Here is a 19980-nt window from a genome sequence, read left to right as displayed (position 1 = left end):
GAGCCTACGCGAGAGCTCCGACAACTACAGGGGCCGTTTGCCACGAGGTGCGACGCGGCCGCGTCGTAGGTCTCTACGACACGGCCGCGGTGGGTTTCCGTACGGACGTCCTCAGTGAGCACCGACGCCCGTGAGGGACTTGACCTCCAGTTCGGCGTACTTGCCGGCGTCCGGCTCCTCCTTGGAGAGGAGCGATCCGATCAGGCCGAGCAGGAAGCCGACCGGGATCGAGATCAGGCCGGGGTTCTCCAGCGGGAACCAGTGGAAGTCGACGCCCTTGAACATCGACGTCTTCGGGTTGCCGGAGACCACCGGCGAGAACAGCACCAGGACGACCGCCGTGGTCAGACCGCCGTAGATCGACCACAGCGCGCCCTGGGTGGTGAACCGTTTCCAGAACAGGCTGTACAGGATGGTCGGCAGATTGGCGGAGGCGGCGACCGCGAAGGCCAGCGCCACCAGACCCGCCACGTTCAGGTCGCGCGCGAAGGCGCCGAGCACGATGGCGACCGCGCCGATGAAGACGGTCGCCCCGCGTGCGGCCCGGACCTCCTCCTGCTCGGTCGCCTTCCCCTTGCGGATGACATTGGCGTAGATGTCGTGCGCGAAGGAGGACGACGAGGCGAGCGTGAGGCCCGCGACGACGGCGAGGATCGTGGCGAAGGCGACCGCCGAGATCACCGCGAGCAGGATCGCGCCCCCGTTGGAGCCACTGCCGCCGCCGATCTCCAGGGCCGCGAGCGGCGCCGCCGTGTTGCCGGCCGGGTTGGAGGCGATGATGTCGGCCGGTTTGAGCAGCGCGGCCGCGCCGAAGCCGAGCACGATCGTCATCAGATAGAACGCGCCGATGATCCCGATCGCCCAGTTGACCGACTTCCGGGCGGCCTTGGCCGACGGGACGGTGTAGAAGCGGATCAGGATGTGCGGCAGACCCGCGGTGCCCAGCACCAGGGCGAGGCCGAGCGAGATGAAGTCCAGCTTGGACGTGCCGGTCTTGCCGTATTTCAGACCGGGCTCCAGGAACGCGCTGCCCTTGCCGCTGTTCTTGGCGGCCGTGCCCAGCAGGTCCGAGAGGTTGAAGTGGAACTTCAGCAGGATCAGGAACGTGATCAGGATGGTGCCCGCGATGAGCAGGACCGCCTTGACCATCTGCACCCAGGTGGTGCCCTTCATACCGCCGATGGTGACGTACACGATCATGAGCACACCGACCAGGGCGACGATCATGATCTTGCCCGCGTCGCTGGTGATACCGAGCAGCAGCGAGACGAGCACGCCCGCACCGGCCATCTGCGCGAGCAGATAGAAGATCGAGACGACGATCGTGGAGGTGCCGGCCGCCGTGCGCACCGGGCGCTGGCGCATCCGGTACGCGAGGACGTCGCCCATCGTGTACCGGCCGGAGTTGCGCAGCGGCTCGGCGACGAGCAGCAGCGCGACCAGCCAGGCGACGAGGAAGCCGATCGAGTACAGGAAGCCGTCGTAGCCGAAGAGCGCGATGGCTCCGGCGATGCCGAGAAAGGACGCGGCGGACATGTAGTCGCCGGAGACCGCGAGCCCGTTCTGGAAGGCGGTGAACTGGCGGCCGCCCGCGTAGAAGTCGGCGGCGCTCTTGGTCTGGCGGCCGGCCCAGACCGTGATGACCAGGGTCGCGGCGACGAACACCGCGAACAGCGTGATGATCAGCGGCCGGTGCTCGCTGGTCGCGGTCGCCGCGAGCGGGACGTGGGCGTACGCGGCGCTCATGCGTCGGCCTCCATACGGGACTTGATCGCCTCGGCGCGCGGGTCCAGCTTGGCCGCGGCGTGCCGCGAGTAGAGCCAGGCGATGAGGAAGGTGGTGAGGAACTGGGCGAGGCCGAAGACGAGCGCCACGTTGATGTTGCCGAACAGCTTGTGGCCCATGAAGCCGCCCGCGTAGTTGGACAGCAGGACGTACAGGAGGTACCAGGCGATGAAGGCGACCGTCAGCGGGAACGCGAACCTGCGGTGGGTGCGGCGCAGTTCGGCGAACTCCTCGCTCGCCTGCACCGCGACGAACTGCTCGGTGGGGGGCTGGACGCGCGTGTCGGTACCGCCCGGGGGCGGTGGCACATCGGTGGCCACGGAGTCTCCTCGCGACGAGGGTGCGGTGGGGATGGACGACAAGGGGGACCTCACAGTCGGGGATCGGTGATGGTGGTCCCCCTGACAACGGCACGGACGGCGTCGCGTCTCGGTTCAGGCCGGTGGATTTTCTCTTCGCCGCGTTCACGGCACGCACACGAATTCTCGGACGAACACCGCCGAACTCGTTGATGGGCCGGGATGATCGGCGATAGCTTCCCTGGTCATGTACCCGTCCAACCGCGACCCGCGGGCGGACGGCTCTCACGGATGATGTGGAGAACCCATGGCGCATCTGGGATCCCGGCGGCGACGGGCGCTCGCGCTCCCGGCCGGTCTGGCGCTCACCGCCTCGCTCGGCTTCCTCCCGGCGGGCACGGCCTCGGCCGCACCGGCCGCCCCCACCGACGGGCCGAACCTTTCGTACGTCGTCAACACCACGGGCGGACACGGCACTTCGGCCCGTATACAGAAGGCGATAGCCCAGGCGGGCGGCACAGTCGTCGTCTCGTACGACCGGATAGGCGTGGTCGTCGTGCACTCGACGAACCCCGCCTTCGCCCAGCGGATACGTACGGTCAGGGGCGTCGCGTCGGCCGGCGCCACTCGCACCACTCCTTTGAAGTCCCTCGCCACCACCGAGGAGGGCACCACCCAGACGCTCACCCCGGCCGAGGCCGCGAAGGCGATGGCCGCGGCCGCGCCCGGCCAGGAGCCGCTTGAGGCCAACCAGTGGGACCTGCGGGCGATCGGCGCGGACAAGGCCGCCAAGATCTACCAGGGCAGCCGCCGGGTCACGGTCGGCGTGATCGACACCGGCGTCGACGACACCCACCCGGACCTGGCGCCCAACTTCTCCGCGTCCCAGTCGGCCAACTGCGTGGGCGGCGTCGCCGACACCTCGCCGGGCGCCTGGCGGCCGTACGTCGGCGGCAGCGACCACGGCACGCATGTCGCGGGCGAGATCGCGGCCGCGCGCAACGGGATCGGGGTCGCCGGGGTCGCGCCGGGCGTGAAGGTCGCCGGGATCAAGGTCGCCGAGCAGGGCAGCGGGCTGTTCTTCACGGAGGCGGTGGTCTGCGGCTTCGTCTTCGCCGCCGAGCACCACATCGACGTCACCAACAACAGCTATTACGTGGACCCCTGGTACTTCAACTGCAAGGCCGACCCGGACCAGAAGGCGCTGCTCGACGCGGTCACCCGGGCCACGCGGTACGCCGAGAACAAGGGCGTCCTGAACGTCGCCGCGGCGGGCAACGAGAACTTCGACCTGTCCAAGCACGCCCTCACCGACACCACCAGCCCCGACGACCAGCCCGCGCCGCATCCCACGGTGACGGTGGACCCGGCCAAGTGCCCCGACATCCCCGCCCAGTTGCCGGGTGTCGTCACGGTCGCCGCGACCGGCGTGCAGGGGATCAAGTCGTACTACTCCAGCTACGGCCTCGGGCAGGTCGACGTGGCCGGGCCCGGCGGTGACAAGTACCAGATCCCGGACACCCCGGACAAGAACGGCCGCGTCCTGTCGACGCTGCCCGGCGGGCTGTACGGCTACAAGCAGGGCACCTCGATGGCGACGCCGCACGTGGTGGGGGTCGCCGCGCTGCTGAAGTCCAAGCACCCGTGGGCGTCCCCGGCGGCGCTGCGGGCGATGCTCAAGGCGCAGGCCGACAACCCCGGCTGCCCGACCGGCCTCTACGACCCGGACGGCAACGGCGTCCAGGACTCCACCTGCGAGGGCGGCAAGCGCGTCAACGGGTTCTACGGCTTCGGCGTCGTGAACGCGCTGCGCGCGGTGACCGAGTAGATCACCACGGGACGGCGAACAACCGGCCGAAGAACCGGCCGTACGACTGATCGCCCGGGTGACCGGGCAGCACCCGCAAGGCACTTCCGTACGTACCGAGACATCCGTCAACCACATGGAGAACCCATGACGTTGCACATCTCCCGTACGCAGCGCGTCATCGCCGCATCCGTCGGGATGGCCACCGCCACCGCCCTCGCCGTGCTGCCCGGGAGCGCGTCCGCCGCGCCGGCCGACACCGCTCCGGCGAAGGCGACCGCGCGCACCGACGCCGCGCCCTCGCTCAGCTATGTCGTCAACCTCCGCAAGGGACAAGGGAGTTCGGCGCGGATCACCAAGGCGATCGCGGCCGCCGGGGGCACCGTTGTCCAGGCGTACGACCGGATCGGCGTGATCGTCGTCCACTCGGCCAACCCGGACTTCGCCAAGGCCATCAGAGAAGTACGCGGTGTCGCCTCGGCCGGTGCGACCCGGACCGCGCCGCTGCCCGCGCAGGCGACGACCGACGTCGGTACGCCGAAACTGCTCACCGAGGAAGAGGTGAAGGCCGCGACCGCCGGGGCGGCGGCCGGGGAGGATCCGCTGGAACCGTTGCAGTGGGATCTGAAGGCCATCAAGGCCGACAAGGCGCATGAGAGGACGCTCGGCAGCCCCAAGGTGACCGTGGGCGTCATCGACACGGGCGTCGACGACACCCACCCGGACATCGCGCCCAACTTCGACCGCGCCAAGTCGGTGAGCTGCATCGGCGGCAAGCCGGACACCACGGACGGCGCCTGGCGCCCGTTCGCCACCGGCGGCTCCCCGCACGGCACGCATGTGGCGGGCGAGATAGCCGCGGCGAAGAACGGCGTGGGCATCACCGGTGTCGCGCCCGGGGTGAAGGTCGCGGCGATCAAGGTGTCCACCCAAGGCGGCAGCTTCTTCTACACCGAGGCCGTCGTCTGCGGCTTCATGTGGGCGGCCGACCACGGTATCGACGTGACCAACAACAGCTATTACACGGACCCCTGGTACTTCAACTGCACCACCGACCCCGATCAGAAGGCGCTGGTCGAGGCGATCACCCGGGCCAGCCGGTACGCCGAGTCCAAGGGCACGGTCAATGTGGCGGCGGCCGGCAACGAGCGCTACGACCTCGCGGCCGACTCGATCACCGACCCGGCCAGCCCCAACGACAGCACCCCGGGCAACCGGACCGTCGACACGAACAAGTGCTTCGACATCCCGACCGAGCTCCCGGGTGTGGTCACGGTCGCCGCGACCGGGGCCAAGGGCCTGAAGTCCTCCTTCTCCAACTACGGTCTGGGCGTCATCGACGTGGCCGCGCCCGGCGGCGACTCCACGGTGTACCAGCCGCCGCAGGCCCCGGCCACCAGCGGCCTGATCCTCGGCCCGGTGCCCGGCGGCAAGTGGGCCTACATGGCCGGTACGTCCATGGCGACCCCGCATGTGGTGGGCGTGGCCGCGCTGTTGAAGTCCGAGCACCCGCACGCACCCGCCTGGAAGATCAAGGAGCTCCTGAAGGAGGGCGCCGACCCGACGGCCTGCCCCGACCCGTACGACATCGACGGCGACGGCAAGCCGGACGCGGTGTGCGAGGGCGGGGCGCGTCATAGCGGGTTCTATGGGGCGGGGATTGTGGACGCGCTCAACGCGGTGCGCTAGCGCGCGGCGGGCGCGGTTATTCGACTGCGGGCCGTCGTGGGCTGGGCGCGCAGTTCCCCGCGCCCCTTAAGCGCACCCGGAACCGCAGCGCGCTGCCGTGAGTTGGGGCCGGGTGGATCGTTCCGCCCGGCCCCGGCCGTGCCATAGTGCGTGCATGATTCACGCAACGGGGAGTGGTGGCGCGGACGGTACCGCGCAGGCTTGGGCGGCTTTGGGCGGCGATCCCGCTCTCACCGGACTGATCTCGTATGGCGGGCCCGGCGGGGTGTTGCCCGCTCGGTTGCCGGTGGTCGGGCTGGCCCGGGCCGCCGTCGCGGTGTGTTCGCTCGCCGCCGCCGAGCTGGCCGCGCAGCGCAGTGGTTCCCCGGTGCCGGGTGTGCGGGTGGACGACGGGGCGGTGGGCACGGCGTTTGTCAGTGAGCGGCATCTGCTCGTGGACGGGCGCGCGCCGGTCTCCTTCGCGCCGCTGTCCCGGTTCTGGCGCACCCGGGACGGCTGGGTGCGCACCCATGCCAACTACCCGCACCACCGCGCCCGTCTGCTCGCCGCGCTCGGGTTGCCCGACCTCGACGACGAGCGGGCCGTGGCGGCGGTCGGGGCGGAGTTCGCGGGGCGGCGGGCCGAGGACATCGAGACGGTGGTGTACGAGGCGGGCGGCCTCGCGGTCGCGGCCCGTACGCCCGGCGAATGGGCGGCGCACGAGCAGGGCCGGGCCGTCGCGGACCACCCGCTGCTGACGCTGACCCGCACCGACGAGGGCCCCGGACGCCGGCTCGGGCCCCTCTCCGGTTCGCCGCTGCTCCCGGCCGCCGGGGTACGCGTCCTCGACCTCACCCGGGTGATCGCGGGCCCGGTCGCCACCCGTACGCTCGCGCTGCTCGGCGCGGACGTGCTGCGGATCGACACCCCGCAGCTGCCGGAGAGCCAGGACGCGCACAGCGACACCGGCTCCGGGAAGCGCTCGGCCCTCCTGGACCTGCGCGCCCGCGCGGACCGCGCCGCGTTCGAGGAGCTGCTCGCGCAGGCGGACGTGGTGGTCACGGGCTATCGCCCGGGCGCGCTCGACCCGTTCGGCCTGGCCCCGGAGGCGATCGCCGCGCGTCGGCCGGGCGCGGTGGTGGCGCAGCTGTCGGCGTGGGGGCAGTACGGGCCGTGGGCGCATCGGCGCGGCTTCGACAGTCTGGTGCAGGTGGCGACGGGGATCGCGGCGGTCGAGGGCGCGTCCGACGGACGCCTGGGCGCGCTTCCCGCGCAGGCCCTGGACCACGGCACGGGCTATCTCCTGGCGGCGGCGGTGCTGCGCGCGCTGACCGAGCGCGGGCGGGACGGCGGCGGCCGGGTGGCCCGGCTCGCGCTCGCACAGACGGCGAAGTGGCTGGTCCACGATCTGCCGAGGCAACCGGCCGCGCCTGCGGGCCCGTACGACCCGGCTCCCTGGCTCGCGGAGACGGACAGCCCGGTCGGACGGCTGCGCCACGCGCTGCCGCCGGTCGCGTTCGCGGGCGGACCCGCGAACTGGGCCCGTCCGGCGGGACGTTGGGGCACGGACAGCCCGAAGTGGCTGCCCGCGTGATCCGGCCGGGGCGCTGCATGGAAGCGCCCCGACCCGTACTCGTACTACGTACGAACTACGGCTTGATCAGCACCTTCAGCGCCGTCCGCTCGTCCATCGCCTTGTAGCCGCCGGGAACGCCGTCGATGCCGACCGTCAGGTCGAAGACCGGGGACGGGTCGACGGCGCCGGACAGGACGTCCGGCAGGAGCTCGGGGATGTAGGCGCGGACCGGGGCGACGCCGCCGCGCAGGGCGATGTTGCGGTCGAACATGACGCTCAGGTCGAGTCCGGTGCCGCTGCCGTGCGGGACGCCGACATAGCCGATGGCACCGCCGTCGCGGGTGATCTCCACGGCCGTACGCATCGACTGCTCGGTGCCGACCGCCTCGATGACCGCGTGCGCGCCCTGGCCCCGGGTCAGCTCGCGCACCGCGTCGACCGCGGCCTCGCCGCGCTCGGCGACGACGTCCGTGGCGCCGAACCTGCGCGCGATGTCGGTACGGACCTGGTGGCGCCCGAGCGCGATGATCCGCTCGGCGCCGAGCCGCTTGGCGGCCAGGACACCGCAGAGCCCGACGGCCCCGTCACCGACGACGGCGACCGTGGCGCCGCGCTTCACGCCCGCGCCGACGGCGGCGTGGTGGCCGGTGCCGAGCACGTCGGAGAGGGCGAGCAGCGCGGTGAGCAAATGATCGTCCGAGGCCGCAGCTGCGGGCAGCTTGACCAGCGTGCCGTCGGCGAACGGCACCCGCACCGCCTCGCCCTGGCCGCCGTCGGAGCCCACCGAGCCCCAGAACCCGCCCTGCGGACAGGACGTCTGCAGCCCCTCGGCGCAGAACTCGCAGCTGCCGTCCGACCAGACGAACGGCGCGACCACGAGGTCACCGGCCTTGAACCCGTTCACCTCGGCGCCCGCGTCCTCGACGATGCCCAGGAACTCGTGCCCGATGCGCTGGCCGGGCTGGCGCGCGGATTCGCCCCGGTAGGCCCACAGGTCGCTGCCGCAGATGCAGGCGCGCAGCACACGCACCACGGCGTCGGTGGGCAGCTGCACCTTCGGGTCCGGCACCTCCTCCACCCGGATGTCGTGGGGGGCGTGGATCACGGTGGCGCGCATGGGGCAGGTCCTTGCTGGTCAGTCGGGGGGCGTACGGAACACGGCCGTACGGGAAGTCCGGTTCTCACCGTACGCCTGCGCGAGGAGTGCCTGCGCGGCGAGATACGTGAGCATCACCCAGAAGTCCGGGCGCGGCAGCTGCGGCCAGTCGGCGACGCCGGTGGCGATCAGCGTGTCGGAGAGCAGGAACAGCGCCCCGCCGAGCCCCACGACCGGCCCGAGCCCGCTGGAGCGGTACGCCATCGCGGTGAGCAGCAGGCTGTACCCGGCGACGGGGACGCGCAGACCGGCCGGAAGGTCGCCCCACAGCGCGGCCACGGTCCCGACGAGCGCGAGCCCGTACGCGGCCCCGAGTGCCCCGGACGTCCGGCCGCGCCCGAAGAGCACCAGGTAGCAGACGTGCCCGGCCGCGAACGAGCCCATGCCGAGCAGGAACGCGGGGTCGGCGCCGGAGAGCAGGAACACGTCCCCGCCCCAGCCGCACAGCAGCGCGGCCACCAGCAGGCGAGGGCCACCGCGCGCGTACACATGCCCTGCGAGCAGCGGCATGAGCAGCGGTTTGGCGACCACGTGCCCGGCCCGCCACCCTGCGGCGAGGCAGAGCAGGTCGACGACGGCGACGGCCCCGAAGGCGAGCAGCAGCGGCCGGACGAGCCGGGCGCGGTTCCCCTCGGCGGCGACCGCCGTCACGCGTGCTGCTCGGAGACGGGTGCGGGGTCGGTGACCGGCGTGGCCTCAGCAGACTCGGTCGCCTCAGTCGTGACGGGCGCGGCGGGCTGCCAGCCCGGCCCCCGGAAGACCCGCCCGGCCCGCTCGCGCCAGTTGCTCGCGGCCCGTACGTCACGGGCGATCGCCGCGTACTCGTGGGTGGCGACCCGCAGCGGGTTGAAGGTGGAGATGTTCTTGGTGAGCCCGTAGACGGGCCGGTCGGTCTCGGGCGTGAACGAGCCGAACATCCGGTCCCAGACGATCAGGATGCCGCCGAAGTTCCGGTCCAGATAGCCGCCCTGGGAGGCGTGGTGGACGCGGTGGTGGGAGGGCGTGTTCAGCACGAACTCGAACGGCCGGGGCAGCTTGCCGACCCGCTCGGTGTGCACCCAGAACTGGTACACGAGGTTGGTCGCCGAGCAGAACGCGAGCGCCGCCGGATGCACGCCAAGGGCGATCAGCGGAACGTAGAACGGCCACACCGTCCACGTCGTCCAGGGCTGGCGCAGCGCGGTGGTGAGGTTGAACTTCTTGCTGGAGTGGTGCACCACATGGCAGGCCCAGAGAATCCGGATCACATGGTGGCCCCGGTGCGACCAGTAGTAGAAGAAGTCCTGCCCGAGCAGCATCAGCGGAAGCGTCCACCAGTGGATGGGGATGCTGAGCGGGGTCAGCTCGTACACCAGGGTGTAGATCGCGACGATCGGGATCTTCCACAGCGCGTCGAAGACGAGGCTGCCGAGCCCCATGCCGACGCTGGTGGCGGCGTCCTTCGTCTCGTACCCGGCGGCATCGTCGTCCGGATGTATCCGGTAACTCACCATTTCGACGACGGTGAGCAGCACGAAGGCAGGTATCGACCACAGCACGACATCGGGCAGGTTCGGCGACATGCCTGCACCGTAGGGGCGGGGTGGCGGGTGCGCTAGAGGTTGTTACTGACAAGTATGCGAGACAAGTTGTCAGCGACTTTTGGCACCTTCTGCCAATGACGGCCCGGCCACCGGGCGTACGATTCCCCCCTTCGGGCCCCAGGGGGAGGTCAACTGCCGTGTCAGGCATGGAAGTTGTGCTCGTACGCGTGGCGAGCACGGTGGCCTCCACCGTCGCCAAGTCCCTCCTGAATCCGAAGCCCGGTGCGGGCCTGGTCTCGACTCCCGTCCGCCCGCTGCCGAGGCCCGCGTCGCCGGAGCGGCTTGCGAAGGTGCTCGGTCGGCGGCTCACCGACTCGTACGGCTCGCTGCCCGAGAACGAGCGGACGGCGGCGGCCGACGCGGTGGCGGACGCGTTCGCGGCGGCGGGCGGGATCACGCCGGAGCATCTGTTCGCGCTCGACCTGGACCCCGGGCGGCTGTACGCCGAGCTCCGCCGCCCGCACCCGGGCCCGGGCGAGGCCCTGTACGAGGAGCTGCTGGGGCACTGCTGCGTCCATGTGGTCGAGCAGCTGACCGCGCACCCCGCGTTCGCTGCGCGTGCGGCGGTGGAGCAGGCACGGGCGGCGGGCCGGACGTTCACGCTGGTGACGGACGTACGCGACCGGCTCGGCCCGCGCGCGGAGGCGGCGGCCCTGAGCTTCGAGGAGCAGTACGCGGCCTTTGTGACCGAGACGCACGGGCGCCTTGAGCTGTACGGGCTGACGCTGGGGCGCTCGCGGAGCGAGTGGGCGCTGGACACGGCGTACATCAGCCTCGCGGTGAGCGGGGAGCGCGGGGACTTCGGGCTTGCCCGGGGCGATCAGGTGGCGGTCAAGGGCGAGCGGGCCCTCCCCGCCCGGGGCGACCAGGTCGCGGTCAAGGCCGAGCAGGCACTCGCGGGCGCCGACCGCGTGGTGCTGCGGGGACCTGCGGGCTCCGGCAAGAGCACCCTCGTGCAGTGGCTGGCCCTCAACGCCGCCCGGCGCGCCTTCACCGGCGACCTGGCGGACTGGAACCGGTGCGTCCCCTTCATACTGCGGCTGCGCGCCTTCACCCAGGCCGACGCGCTCCCGCTGCCCGACGAGTTCCTGCGGGCGGCCGGGGTGCCGCTGCACATGCCCGCCCGGTGGGTGGAGCACCTGCTCTCCGTGGGCCGGGCGCTCGTCCTCGTGGACGGGGTGGACGAGGTCCCGACGCGGCTGCGCGCGCGTACCGAGACCTGGTTGAAGTCCCTGATCGCCGCGTTCCCGAACGCGCGGTACGTCGTCACCACCCGCCCCTCCGCCGTCCCCGTCGACTGGCTCTCCCGGCAGGCCTTCGTGGCCCATTCACTGCTGCCGATGGAGCGGGACGACATCCGCGCGTTCATCGGCCACTGGCACGACGCCGCGCGCGGCGAGTGCCTGAGCGACGCGGAACGCGCGCAGCTGGCGACGTACGAGACCTCGCTGCGCCAGGCGGTCGGCAGCCGTCGCGACCTGGGACGGCTCGCCACCAACCCGCTGATGTGCGCCCTGCTGTGCGCACTCAACCGCGACCGCCGGATGCAACTCCCGCGTGTAAGGAAGGAGTTGTACGACGCTGCCCTCGACATGCTGCTCGTACGACGGGACACGGAACGCGAGATCGCGTGCGTGGAGGGCGTCGAACTCACCCGCGAGGAACAGACCGCGCTCCTCCAGCGGCTCGCGTACTGGCTGATCCGCAACGCCCAGGTGGAGGCCGAGCAGGGCGAGGCCATGGAGATGATCGCCGACTGGTTGAGGGCGATGCCGCAGGTGCGCGGCACCGCCGAGCAGGTCTTCGCCCATCTCCTGATCCGCAGCGGCCTGCTCCGCGAACCGGCCCCCGGCACCGTCGGGTTCGTCCACCGCACCTTCCAGGACTACCTCGGCGCCAAGGCGGCGGTGGAGTCCCGCGACTTCGGCGTCCTGGCGGCGAATGCGCACGACGATACGTGGGACGACGTCGTGCAGATGGCGGTGGGGCATGCGCGCGCGGACGAACGGGCGCGGCTGCTGAAGCAGTTGCTCCGGCGCGCCGACCGGGCGCCGAAGCTGCGGCATCGGTTGGTGCTGTTGGCTGCGGCTTGCCTGGAGCACGCGCCCGAGCTCGACCCGGCGGTCCGGGAGTTGGTCCAGGCCCGGACGCGGGAGCTGCTGCCGCCGCACTGCCTGGATGACGCGGAGAAGTTGGCGAAGGTCGGCGAGCTGGTGCTTGAGCTGCTGCCGGGGCCGGAGGGGTTGGATGAGTACGAGGCGGGGGCGGTGGTGCGGACGGCTGCCGCGATCAGGGGGGATGCGGCGTTCGAGGTGATCTCTCGGTTTCGGGGGGATGGGCGGTGGCGTGTCGCCGACCAGATCTCCAGCGCTTGGGGGGCGTTCGACACCGAGGAGTACGCGCGGGAAGTGCTGGCGGCGGGGGCTTGGGACGAGGCCTCTCTGACCGCGACGACTCGGGAGGAGTTGCAGGCCTTACGGCTGGTTCCTGGGGCCCGCCGCGTCCGGGTGTCAGGAAACCACTCGGATCTCACCCCGCTGACCGAAGTCCGGGAAGCGGAGTACGTTTTCGTCTACGGCAGCATGGATCTGACAGACCTCACCCCACTGGCCTCTCTTCCCCGGCTCAAGGATGTGGGTCTGAGCCGGTGTTCGGCTCTGCGGGATCTGACACCGCTGGTCGGGCCGACCCTTGAACACCTCTCGCTCTACATGCTCGATCCGGACCTCTCACTGGAACCACTGCGGGAGATGACCGGCCTCAAGAGCCTGTACATCGCCCATCCCGCTCTCATCGAGAGCCTCGCCGAACTGCCCGTGGGCCCCCGGTTGAACTCTCTGATGCTTCAGCGCCAGATCCGCTACGCGAGCCTCGACGGCATCGAGCGCTGGCCCCTCCTCACCCGTCTCACGCTCGCCGGACAGTCGCAACTACGCGAACTGTGCCGGAGGCCCGACCTGCTCGGACGACTGACATACCTGGGCCTCTTCGAGCTCGACACTCTCGACCTGGGTGTGTTGGCGAGCGCCGCCCGGCTCCAAGGCCTGGTCATGACCGAGTGCGAACTCCCGGCCGGGCTGGGCGCATTGCGCGACCTGCCCCAGTTGACCGAGCTACACCTCTCCAGGTCGACGACCGCCGGAGCCCCGCTCGACCTCTCCCCGCTGGGCGACCTGCCCGCACTCACCATCAGGGTGCCCGACGACATGCCCCTTGTCGGCGCCGAACAAATCTCCCCAAGCCGACTGAAGATCTTCCGCACCCGCCCCTGACCCTCAAACCCCCGCCGCCCCCAACAACACCCCCGCCGCATACGTAACCCCCATAGCCACCGCACCCCCACTCACATTCCGCAGCACCGCCGCCCCCACCGGTGCCGAGCCCAGGCGGGCGCTCCACCAGCCCGTCAGGGCCAGCGCGGCCAGGACCGAGCCGACCGTCACGTACAGGCGTACCGACGCCGGGGGCAGCACGATGGCGAGCAAAGGCAGCAGGGCTCCCACCGTGAAGGCCAGGAAGCTCGCGCCCGCCGCGTGCCACGGGTTGGCCAGCTCGTCGGGGTCGATGCCGAGCTCCACGCGCGCGTGGGCGCGCAGGGCGTCGCGTTCGGTGAGCTGTTCCGCCGCCTCCCGGGCCAGCTCGGGGCTCAGGCCGCGGTCCTCCAACAGACCGGTCAGCTCGTCCAGTTCGGCCTCGGGCTCCTCGCGCAGCTCGCGCCGTTCCATCGCGAGGGCGGCCTTCTCGGAGTCGCGCTGGGTCGACACCGAGACGTACTCGCCCGCCGCCATCGACATCGAGCCCGCGAGCAGGCCCGCGAGGCCCGCCGTCAGGAGCGTCGAGCGGTCGCCGGTGGCGCCCGCGACGCCGACGACGAGGCCCGCGGTGGAGACGACGCCGTCGTTGGCGCCGAGAACTGCGGCCCGCAGCCAGTTCAGGCGCGCGCCGAGGGCTCCGCCATGGGCCTCGTCGTGCCCGCCGGACCCGTCGGGGCCGGGCGCCGTCTCCGCTTCCGTCATGCGGCGAAGGGTCTCACCCCCGCCGTCACCACACCCGTACCGACCCACCAAGGGCGAACACCGGGCTCGTCGCGTCCGGCGGGATCTCCTTGAGCGGCTCGGCGATCTCCTCGACGGTCGGGCCCACCGTCGCCGCGACCGCGTCCAGGAGCGGCAGGTCGAAGCCGTACACGCGCGCGGCGTTGCCGCCCACCATCCGTGCCACGTCCTCGCGCGGCAGCCCCGCGTACGCGAGGCGCAGGCCCTCGCGGGAGTACGGGGTCGTGCCCTCGTCGTGCGGGTAGTCGCTGCCCCACATGATCTTGTCGAGGCCGATCCGGTCGCGCAGCGGCACCTCGTGCGGGCGCATGAAGCTGGCGCCCACATAGCAGTTGTCGCGCCAGACCCGGCTCGGGCCCTCGCCCATCGACTCGGCCAGACCCGCGCCGAACCTGGACTCCGCCGTCGCCGCCCTGCTCGCCGCCGACACCAGGCGCTCGTGGTAGTAGTCCAGCATCTCGATGACGCCGGGGATCCAGCCCGAACCCTGCTCGGTGAGGATCAGTTTGAGCGAGGGGTGGCGGCGGAACGCGCCGCCGAAGATCAGATGCCAGAGCGCCCGGTGCGAGAACCAGGTGGTCTCCACCATGAAGACGGCCCGCGCGGCCGGTTCCTCGCCGAGCGGCGGGGACGCGGAGCCGCCATGGTGGTTCACCGGTACGTCCAGGTCCGCGCAGACCGTCCAGATCGGGTCGTACGCCGCCGAGTAGAGCTCCGGCAGTCCCGAGCCCGGTGGTGCGCCGGGGAGCAGGACGCCGCCGGTCAGGCCCGCCTCCTTGGTCCGGCGGATCTCCTCGACCGCCCGGTCGACGTCGTTGAGGAGGATCTGCGCCACGCCCGCCCGGCGGCCCGGGACCAGCTCACAGAAGTCGGCGAGCCAGCGGTTGTGGGCCCGTAGACCCGCCCAGCGCAGGTCCAGCTCCTCCCGGGTCGGCGCGGGGGCCATCAGGGACGCCGACGGGAAGAACGGCGGGATCGTGTTGGGGAAGATCACCTCTGCCACGATCCCGTCCGCCTCCAGATCGGCGATCCGCCGCTCGGAGTTCCAGTTGCGGTCGGCGGTGTCGGCGAGCAGATCCTCGTGCGGGTTGACGTAGGTGGCGGCCCAGGCGTCGAAGTCGTCGTGGTACCGCTTCTCCAGGTACGGCCTGTAGTCCAGCAGGTCGGCGCCCGCGTGGCAGTCGGCCGAGATCACCGTGTACCGGCCGGCGTTCATGACGCCCCCAGGACCGGGAAGTCGTGGTCGGTCAGCCAGTGCCGGCCCACCTCGCGCGAGCGCGCCCAGGACGCCTCGACGGCCGACTGGTCGTCGCTCTGGCCGAGTTCGGCCGGGGTCGGGCCGATGCGCCGGGCGATCGGGGCGAGCGCGGCGGCGTCGAAGCCGAAGACCTCGGCGGCCGCCAGACCCAGCATGCGGCGCGTCTCGGTCACCGGGATGTCGTGGAAGGTCTTCTTCAGCCACTCCCGGGTGTGCGGCCAGGTCCCTTCCGGATGCGGGAAGTCGGAGCCCCACAGGATGTTGTCGATGCCGATCTCGTAGCGCTGGGCGAGCTCGCGGCGCTTGGTGTTGGTGGCACAGACGAAGATCTGGCGGTCCAGGTACTCGCTGGGCGGCCGCTGCAGCTCGGCGAACGGCGAGAGCTTCTTGCCGCCGTGGGCGCCCAGATAGAGCCGGTCCATGAACCACAGCAGGTTCGGCAGCCACCAGCAGCCCGACTCCGCCACCCCGAACCTCAGCCCCGGATGGCGTTCGAAGACGCCGGACCAGAGCAGGAACCACAGCGGCCGCGCGGGCCACCAGGTGACCTCGCTGACGTAGATGCCCAGGTGGTCGCCGTACTCGTGGCGGGGCGCGGCGCCCGAGTGGGTCACCAGCGGCATCCCGGTCTCGGCGGCCGCCGCCCACACCGGGTCGTAACGGCGGTCGTGGTACGGGGCCTTGTCCACCCACATCGAGGGGATCATCAGCGCCCCGAGCCCGGACTCCTTGGCCCGGTGGATCTCGGCCACCACGCGCGCGACGTCGCCCGTCACCGGCAGCAGGGCGACCCCGCAGTGCCGTTCGGGGTGCTGCCCGACGAACTCGGCGAGCCACCGGTTGTGCGCCTGCGCGCCCGCCATGCCGAGGTCGGGGTCCTGGTCGCCGGAGAGGCCGAGACCCACCCCGAAGGGCGCGGCGGTCTGGCTGTCCACGGCGTCCGCGTCGGGGAAGACGACCTCGGCCGCCACCCCGTCGCCGTCGAGCTCCTTGAGCCGCCGCTCGACGTCCCAACCGCCTTGGAGGCCTTCCTCGTTGTCGGCGAACCACTTGGCCGCGAAGGCCTCGTTGCGTACGCCCAGGCGGGTCATCTCCTCGCGGCGCCGCTCGCGCCCGGCGAGGAAGTCGTCGAACTCCCGGTGGAAGCGGGAATCCAGATAGGGCCGGTACCGCTCGGTGGGCAGTCCGGCGTGGCAGTCGGAGGAAATGATCAGATACGGGTCGTTCGGCTCGGTCATCACTGCCGTCCTCAGTCCGCAGTAGTCCTCTGTCGTCCTCAGTCGTCCTCAGTCGAGAATGAAGTTCTCCAGGTACGTCGGTTCGGCCCGGTCCAGCATCGATTGCGACCTGGCCCTGATCTGCCCGTCGCTGTGTTCGCTCGGCGGGAGCAGCCAGAAGCGGTCGGCCCGGATGCCGTCCACGACCGTCTCTGCGACGTCCTCGACCGGGGTGAACTCGATCTCGCGCCCGGCCGCCCGCATCGCCGCCTCCCACTGGTCCAGGCTGCGGTAGGGCGTCTTGCGGGGCCGCTCCTTGGCGTACCGCTCGGGCCGGTTGCGGTGCGACTCCCACAGGCCCGTGCGCAGCATGTGCGGGCCGGGGAAGAGCACGGACGCGCCCACGCGCGCGTGCTCCGCCTTGAGATGCGCGTACAGCGACTCGGTCATGGTGACGACGGCCGCCTTGGTGACCGCGTACACGGACGCGGTGGGCAGCGGCGCGATCCCGCCGTCGCTGGAGGAGGTGTTGACCACATGGCCCGGCTCGCCCGAGGCGATCATGCGGGGCACGAAGGCCTGGATGCCGTGGAAGACGCCCCACACATTGACCGCGAAGGCCCACTTCCAGTCGTTGACCTCGTGCTCCCACATCCGGCCCTCGGCCCCGGAGCCGACGCCCGCGTTGTTGCAGAGCACGTGGACGCCCCCGAAGGCGTCGTACGCGGCGTCGGCGAGCGCCCGCACCTCCTCGCGCTCGGAGACGTCGACCACGCGCGCGTGCACCCGCGCACCCTCCTCGCGCAACTCCCCGGCCGCCTTCTGGAGCGGCGCCTCCTCGACGTCGGCGAGGACGACGTTCAGGCCCTCGGCCGCGAACCGGCGGGCCATCGCGAGCCCGATCCCGCTCGCCGCGCCCGTGACGACCGCCGTCCGCCCCTCGGCGAGCCGCATTAGAGGCTCCCCGCCGGCGGCCCGTCGAGGATCTGCTGCGGGTCGTCGTAACGCTGGTGGATATACGGCAACAGGGCCTTCGCGCTGACCCGTTCGGCCACCCGGCCGCGCTGGTCGGTGGTCTTCTCGCCGATGGTGATCTCCACCAGGCGGCGCACCGGCAGGTCCGCGACGGGGTCGTACATCGACTCGCGCAGCACCACGTCCCCGGTGATCCGCTCCAGCTTGCGGACCTTCTCGTTCCGTACGCAGTGGACCAGGACCGGGTCCATCTCCAAGCCCTCGCCGTCCACGGCGGGCAGGAACTTGAAGTAGAAGTCGACCTTCTCGGTGGGCTCCGGCAGCGGCAGGACGCTGTCGACGGCCCCGCGCACCTCGACGAAGGCGATGCCGTGCCGGGCGAGCGCGGCCCGTACGACCAGGCCGTCCCGCTCGACCGTGACCTCGCCGAGCTTCTTCGGCTCGCCGAACACCTCGCGCCCGCCGATCAGCGCGCGCTCATGGGTCATCGGCATCACCAGCGGGTACCACCCCGGCTGCCCGTCATGGACGGCGGACACCGCCACCGAGCCCGCGCCGAGCGGATGGCCGGGCAGCTCGACGCGGCTGATGTTCGCCCGTACGAGTGAATCCCCCGCGGGCTTGAGCGGCGGCGGCAGAACGGCCGCGACCGCGTCCGGATCGCTCTCCCAGACGGCCGTCACACCGGTGGACCAGATGTCGGGAAGCTTCGAGCTCGCGGTGCGCGCGGCCCGGATCTCCTCCTGAGTACGGGCGCCGTACCGTACGCGTGCCATGTCGTACCACCCTTCGTCGGTCGTGCCTCAGCCTGTGGTCGCCGTGCCGTCCCCCGGGGTTCTGTAACACAGTTACACCGCCGCCGATGAAGGGTAAAGAGCCGTGCGGGAACCGGAGTTGGGAGAAGGCGGGCCATGACGCGTACGTCTTTGAGCCGCGAGGAGATCCTGACGACCGCACAGGCCCTGGTCAGACAGCACGGCCCGGCAGCCCTCACCATGCGCAAACTCGCCGCCGAGCTGGGCACGGCGGTGACCTCGATCTACTGGCACGTCGGCAACCGCGAAGAGCTGCTCGACGCGCTCGTCGAGCGGACCGTGCGCGAGCTCGGCGAGATCCGGCCGCGCGGGCGCACCCCGGCCGCCCGGATCGTCTCGGTCGCCACCGCCCTGCGCAGGGAGCTGCGCGAGCACCCGCATCTGATCGCGATGGTCCATGAACGCGGCCTGACCGAGCGGATGTTCCTGCCCGCGCAGCAGGCCCTGGTCCACGAGGTCCACACGGCCGGGCTGCGCGGCGCGGCGGCGGCGCGGGTCGTCCAGGCCGTCCAGGTCCAGGTCGTCGGCCATGTCCTGGTCGAGCGCTACCGCGAACGCGCCCCCGCCCAGCACCCCGCCGAGGACGAGCTCTGGCATACCGCGTCCGCCGAACACGACCCCGCGCTCGCCCGCGCCCTGGCCCGGCCGGCGGACCCGGAGCGGCTGTTCGCGACCTCGGTGCGGGCCCTCGTGGACGGGCTGCTGGCGCAGCCGCGTTGACGGGCGCCGGTCGGACTGTCAGTGCGGCCCCGTATTCTCTGTGACCATGCTCGACGACCGTACGACAGCAGCGCCGACGTGGCCGACCGCCTACCCGCAGGGGTACGCGGTCGTCGACGTGGAGACCACCGGACTCGCCCGCGACGACCGGATAATTTCTGCTGCCGTCTACCGCCTGGACGCCCAGGGCAATGTCGAGGACCACTGGTACACACTGGTCAACCCCGAGCGCGACCCCGGGCCGGTGTGGATCCACGGCCTGACCACCGACGTGCTGGCCGACGCGCCGCTCTTCCCGGACATCGCCGGGGAGTTCGCCGAGCGCCTGGACGGCCGCGTCCTGGTCGCGCACAACGCGATCTTCGACTGGCAGATGATCGCCAGGGAGTACGCGCGGGCCAAGCGCACCGCGCCGGTGCGCCAGCGGCTGTGCACCATCGCGCTCTCCAAGGAGCTCGCCCTTCCGCTGCCCAACCACAAGCTGGAGTCGCTGGCCGCGCACTTCGGAGTGGTGCAGCAGCGCGCGCACCACGCGCTCGACGACGCGCGCGTGCTCGCCGAGGCGTTCCGCCCGAGCCTGCACGAGGCGGCGCGGGTCGGGGCGCGGCTGCCGCTGCTTGAGTGCCGCCCGCTGACCGAGTGGTCGGACGCGCCGACCGCCCCGCGCATCGGCTACCAGGCGACCGGTTCGGGTTCGTACGGACGCGGCTCCAGCTGGCGCCCGGCCCGTAAGCGCCCGGCGTGCCCGTACCCCAACCCGGGGCGTTACGAAGCGGACAAACCGCTCAAGCAGGGCATGCGGGTGGCGTTCTCCGGGGACACCTCCATCGACCGGGAGCTCCTGGAGGACCGGGCGGTCGAGGCCGGGCTGCACGTGGCGACCAGTGTGTCCCGGCTCACCAGTCTGCTGGTAACCAACGACCCGGACTCGGCGACCTCGAAGACCGTCAAGGCGAAGTCGTTCGGCACGCCGGTCGTCGACGAGGCCGCCTTCACCCAGCTGCTGCGGGACGTGGCTCCGGCAGACGGGTGAGTGCAGGGCGTGCCGCCCACCGATGCGGCCCGG

16 protein-coding genes are annotated in these 19980 nt (G+C 71.5%); 6 read left to right on the top strand and 10 right to left on the bottom strand.

What is annotated here, in order from left to right:
- Nucleotides 1-111: 111 nt before the first annotated feature.
- A complete protein-coding gene (locus ACT1U9_RS24655; protein ID WP_444534840.1) occupies nt 112-1746 on the bottom strand; it encodes a solute symporter family protein in 1635 nt (544 codons plus the stop codon).
- Nucleotides 1743-2105 (bottom strand): DUF485 domain-containing protein, encoded by a 363-nt coding sequence (locus ACT1U9_RS24650; RefSeq protein WP_444534839.1) that lies wholly within the window; start codon nt 2103-2105, stop codon nt 1743-1745. The genes ACT1U9_RS24655 and ACT1U9_RS24650 overlap by 4 nt, the downstream gene beginning before the upstream one ends.
- 286 nt (nt 2106-2391) lie before the next feature.
- On the opposite strand from ACT1U9_RS24650, the gene ACT1U9_RS24645 reads away from it, so the two are divergent.
- The 3 genes from ACT1U9_RS24645 (at nt 2392) to ACT1U9_RS24635 (ending at nt 7153) form a co-directional block, all read left to right on the top strand.
- The gene (locus ACT1U9_RS24645) at nt 2392-3912 is read left to right on the top strand and encodes a S8 family peptidase (protein ID WP_444534838.1); all 1521 of its coding nucleotides are present in this window, start codon (nt 2392-2394) and stop codon (nt 3910-3912) included.
- Nucleotides 3913-4038: 126 nt separating this feature from the next.
- On the top strand, nt 4039-5580 hold the full coding sequence (locus ACT1U9_RS24640; protein ID WP_444534837.1) for a S8 family serine peptidase: 1542 nt from the start codon (nt 4039-4041) through the stop codon (nt 5578-5580).
- A gap of 154 nt (nt 5581-5734) precedes the next feature.
- Nucleotides 5735-7153, top strand: a complete 1419-nt coding sequence (locus tag ACT1U9_RS24635; RefSeq protein WP_444534836.1) for a CoA transferase — start codon at nt 5735-5737, stop codon at nt 7151-7153.
- 55 nt (nt 7154-7208) lie between these two features.
- On the opposite strand, the gene ACT1U9_RS24630 is transcribed toward ACT1U9_RS24635, so the two are convergent.
- From ACT1U9_RS24630 to ACT1U9_RS24620, 3 genes are read right to left on the bottom strand one after another with little or no spacing between them, the layout of a single operon-like run.
- Complete coding sequence (locus tag ACT1U9_RS24630) at nt 7209-8252, bottom strand: zinc-dependent alcohol dehydrogenase family protein (protein ID WP_444534835.1); 1044 nt, start codon at nt 8250-8252, stop codon at nt 7209-7211.
- 18 nt (nt 8253-8270) lie between these two features.
- The gene (locus tag ACT1U9_RS24625) at nt 8271-8942 is read right to left on the bottom strand and encodes a lysoplasmalogenase (RefSeq protein WP_444534834.1); all 672 of its coding nucleotides are present in this window, start codon (nt 8940-8942) and stop codon (nt 8271-8273) included.
- On the bottom strand, nt 8939-9853 hold the full coding sequence (locus ACT1U9_RS24620; RefSeq protein ID WP_444534833.1) for a sterol desaturase family protein: 915 nt from the start codon (nt 9851-9853) through the stop codon (nt 8939-8941). Before ACT1U9_RS24620 ends, ACT1U9_RS24625 begins: the two co-directional genes overlap by 4 nt.
- Nucleotides 9854-10020: 167 nt before the next feature.
- Between ACT1U9_RS24620 and ACT1U9_RS24615 the strand changes: the two genes are divergently transcribed.
- The gene (locus ACT1U9_RS24615) at nt 10021-13146 is read left to right on the top strand and encodes an NACHT domain-containing protein (protein ID WP_444534832.1); all 3126 of its coding nucleotides are present in this window, start codon (nt 10021-10023) and stop codon (nt 13144-13146) included.
- Between the two features lie 3 nt (nt 13147-13149).
- Here ACT1U9_RS24615 and ACT1U9_RS24610 read toward each other — a convergent pair whose 3' ends face one another.
- From ACT1U9_RS24610 to ACT1U9_RS24590, 5 genes are read right to left on the bottom strand one after another with little or no spacing between them, the layout of a single operon-like run.
- Nucleotides 13150-13890 (bottom strand): VIT1/CCC1 transporter family protein, encoded by a 741-nt coding sequence (locus tag ACT1U9_RS24610; RefSeq protein ID WP_444534831.1) that lies wholly within the window; start codon nt 13888-13890, stop codon nt 13150-13152.
- Nucleotides 13891-13915: 25 nt separating this feature from the next.
- The gene (locus ACT1U9_RS24605) at nt 13916-15145 is read right to left on the bottom strand and encodes an amidohydrolase family protein (protein WP_444534830.1); all 1230 of its coding nucleotides are present in this window, start codon (nt 15143-15145) and stop codon (nt 13916-13918) included.
- Nucleotides 15142-16425 (bottom strand): amidohydrolase family protein, encoded by a 1284-nt coding sequence (locus ACT1U9_RS24600; RefSeq protein ID WP_444534829.1) that lies wholly within the window; start codon nt 16423-16425, stop codon nt 15142-15144. Before ACT1U9_RS24600 ends, ACT1U9_RS24605 begins: the two co-directional genes overlap by 4 nt.
- A 48-nt stretch (nt 16426-16473) precedes the next feature.
- Nucleotides 16474-17358 (bottom strand): SDR family NAD(P)-dependent oxidoreductase, encoded by an 885-nt coding sequence (locus tag ACT1U9_RS24595; RefSeq protein ID WP_444534828.1) that lies wholly within the window; start codon nt 17356-17358, stop codon nt 16474-16476.
- Nucleotides 17358-18155: an acetoacetate decarboxylase family protein gene (locus tag ACT1U9_RS24590; protein WP_444534827.1), complete on the bottom strand. Its 798-nt coding sequence runs from the start codon at nt 18153-18155 to the stop codon at nt 17358-17360. The genes ACT1U9_RS24595 and ACT1U9_RS24590 overlap by 1 nt, the downstream gene beginning before the upstream one ends.
- 135 nt (nt 18156-18290) lie before the next feature.
- Between ACT1U9_RS24590 and ACT1U9_RS24585 the strand changes: the two genes are divergently transcribed.
- Together ACT1U9_RS24585 and ACT1U9_RS24580 are read left to right on the top strand one after the other, a co-directional pair.
- Nucleotides 18291-18914, top strand: coding sequence for a TetR/AcrR family transcriptional regulator (locus ACT1U9_RS24585; protein WP_444534826.1), 624 nt, complete (start codon nt 18291-18293; stop codon nt 18912-18914).
- A 40-nt stretch (nt 18915-18954) separates the two neighbouring features.
- Complete coding sequence (locus tag ACT1U9_RS24580) at nt 18955-19947, top strand: DEDDh family exonuclease (RefSeq protein WP_444534825.1); 993 nt, start codon at nt 18955-18957, stop codon at nt 19945-19947.
- The last annotated feature ends 33 nt before the right edge of the window (nt 19948-19980 follow it).

It is taken from the genome of Streptomyces sp. BR1, from assembly GCF_052373795.1.
In the GTDB taxonomy this organism is placed as follows: domain Bacteria; phylum Actinomycetota; class Actinomycetes; order Streptomycetales; family Streptomycetaceae; genus Streptomyces.
This window is presented reverse-complemented; position numbering and strand designations above follow the sequence as displayed.

Excerpts from the sequence above, each read along its gene's own strand:
- ACT1U9_RS24655 (WP_444534840.1), bottom strand. The coding sequence starts at position 1,746 with ATGAGCGCCGCGTACGCCCACGTCCCGCTCGCGGCGACCGCGACCAGC.
- ACT1U9_RS24645 (WP_444534838.1), top strand. The coding sequence starts at position 2,392 with ATGGCGCATCTGGGATCCCGGCGGCGACGGGCGCTCGCGCTCCCGGCC.
- ACT1U9_RS24640 (WP_444534837.1), top strand. The coding sequence starts at position 4,039 with ATGACGTTGCACATCTCCCGTACGCAGCGCGTCATCGCCGCATCCGTC.
- ACT1U9_RS24635 (WP_444534836.1), top strand. The coding sequence starts at position 5,735 with ATGATTCACGCAACGGGGAGTGGTGGCGCGGACGGTACCGCGCAGGCT.
- ACT1U9_RS24630 (WP_444534835.1), bottom strand. The coding sequence starts at position 8,252 with ATGCGCGCCACCGTGATCCACGCCCCCCACGACATCCGGGTGGAGGAG.
- ACT1U9_RS24620 (WP_444534833.1), bottom strand. The coding sequence starts at position 9,853 with ATGTCGCCGAACCTGCCCGATGTCGTGCTGTGGTCGATACCTGCCTTC.
- ACT1U9_RS24615 (WP_444534832.1), top strand. The coding sequence starts at position 10,021 with ATGGAAGTTGTGCTCGTACGCGTGGCGAGCACGGTGGCCTCCACCGTC.
- ACT1U9_RS24610 (WP_444534831.1), bottom strand. The coding sequence starts at position 13,890 with ATGACGGAAGCGGAGACGGCGCCCGGCCCCGACGGGTCCGGCGGGCAC.
- ACT1U9_RS24605 (WP_444534830.1), bottom strand. The coding sequence starts at position 15,145 with ATGAACGCCGGCCGGTACACGGTGATCTCGGCCGACTGCCACGCGGGC.
- ACT1U9_RS24600 (WP_444534829.1), bottom strand. The coding sequence starts at position 16,425 with ATGACCGAGCCGAACGACCCGTATCTGATCATTTCCTCCGACTGCCAC.
- ACT1U9_RS24595 (WP_444534828.1), bottom strand. The coding sequence starts at position 17,358 with ATGCGGCTCGCCGAGGGGCGGACGGCGGTCGTCACGGGCGCGGCGAGC.
- ACT1U9_RS24590 (WP_444534827.1), bottom strand. The coding sequence starts at position 18,155 with ATGGCACGCGTACGGTACGGCGCCCGTACTCAGGAGGAGATCCGGGCC.
- ACT1U9_RS24585 (WP_444534826.1), top strand. The coding sequence starts at position 18,291 with ATGACGCGTACGTCTTTGAGCCGCGAGGAGATCCTGACGACCGCACAG.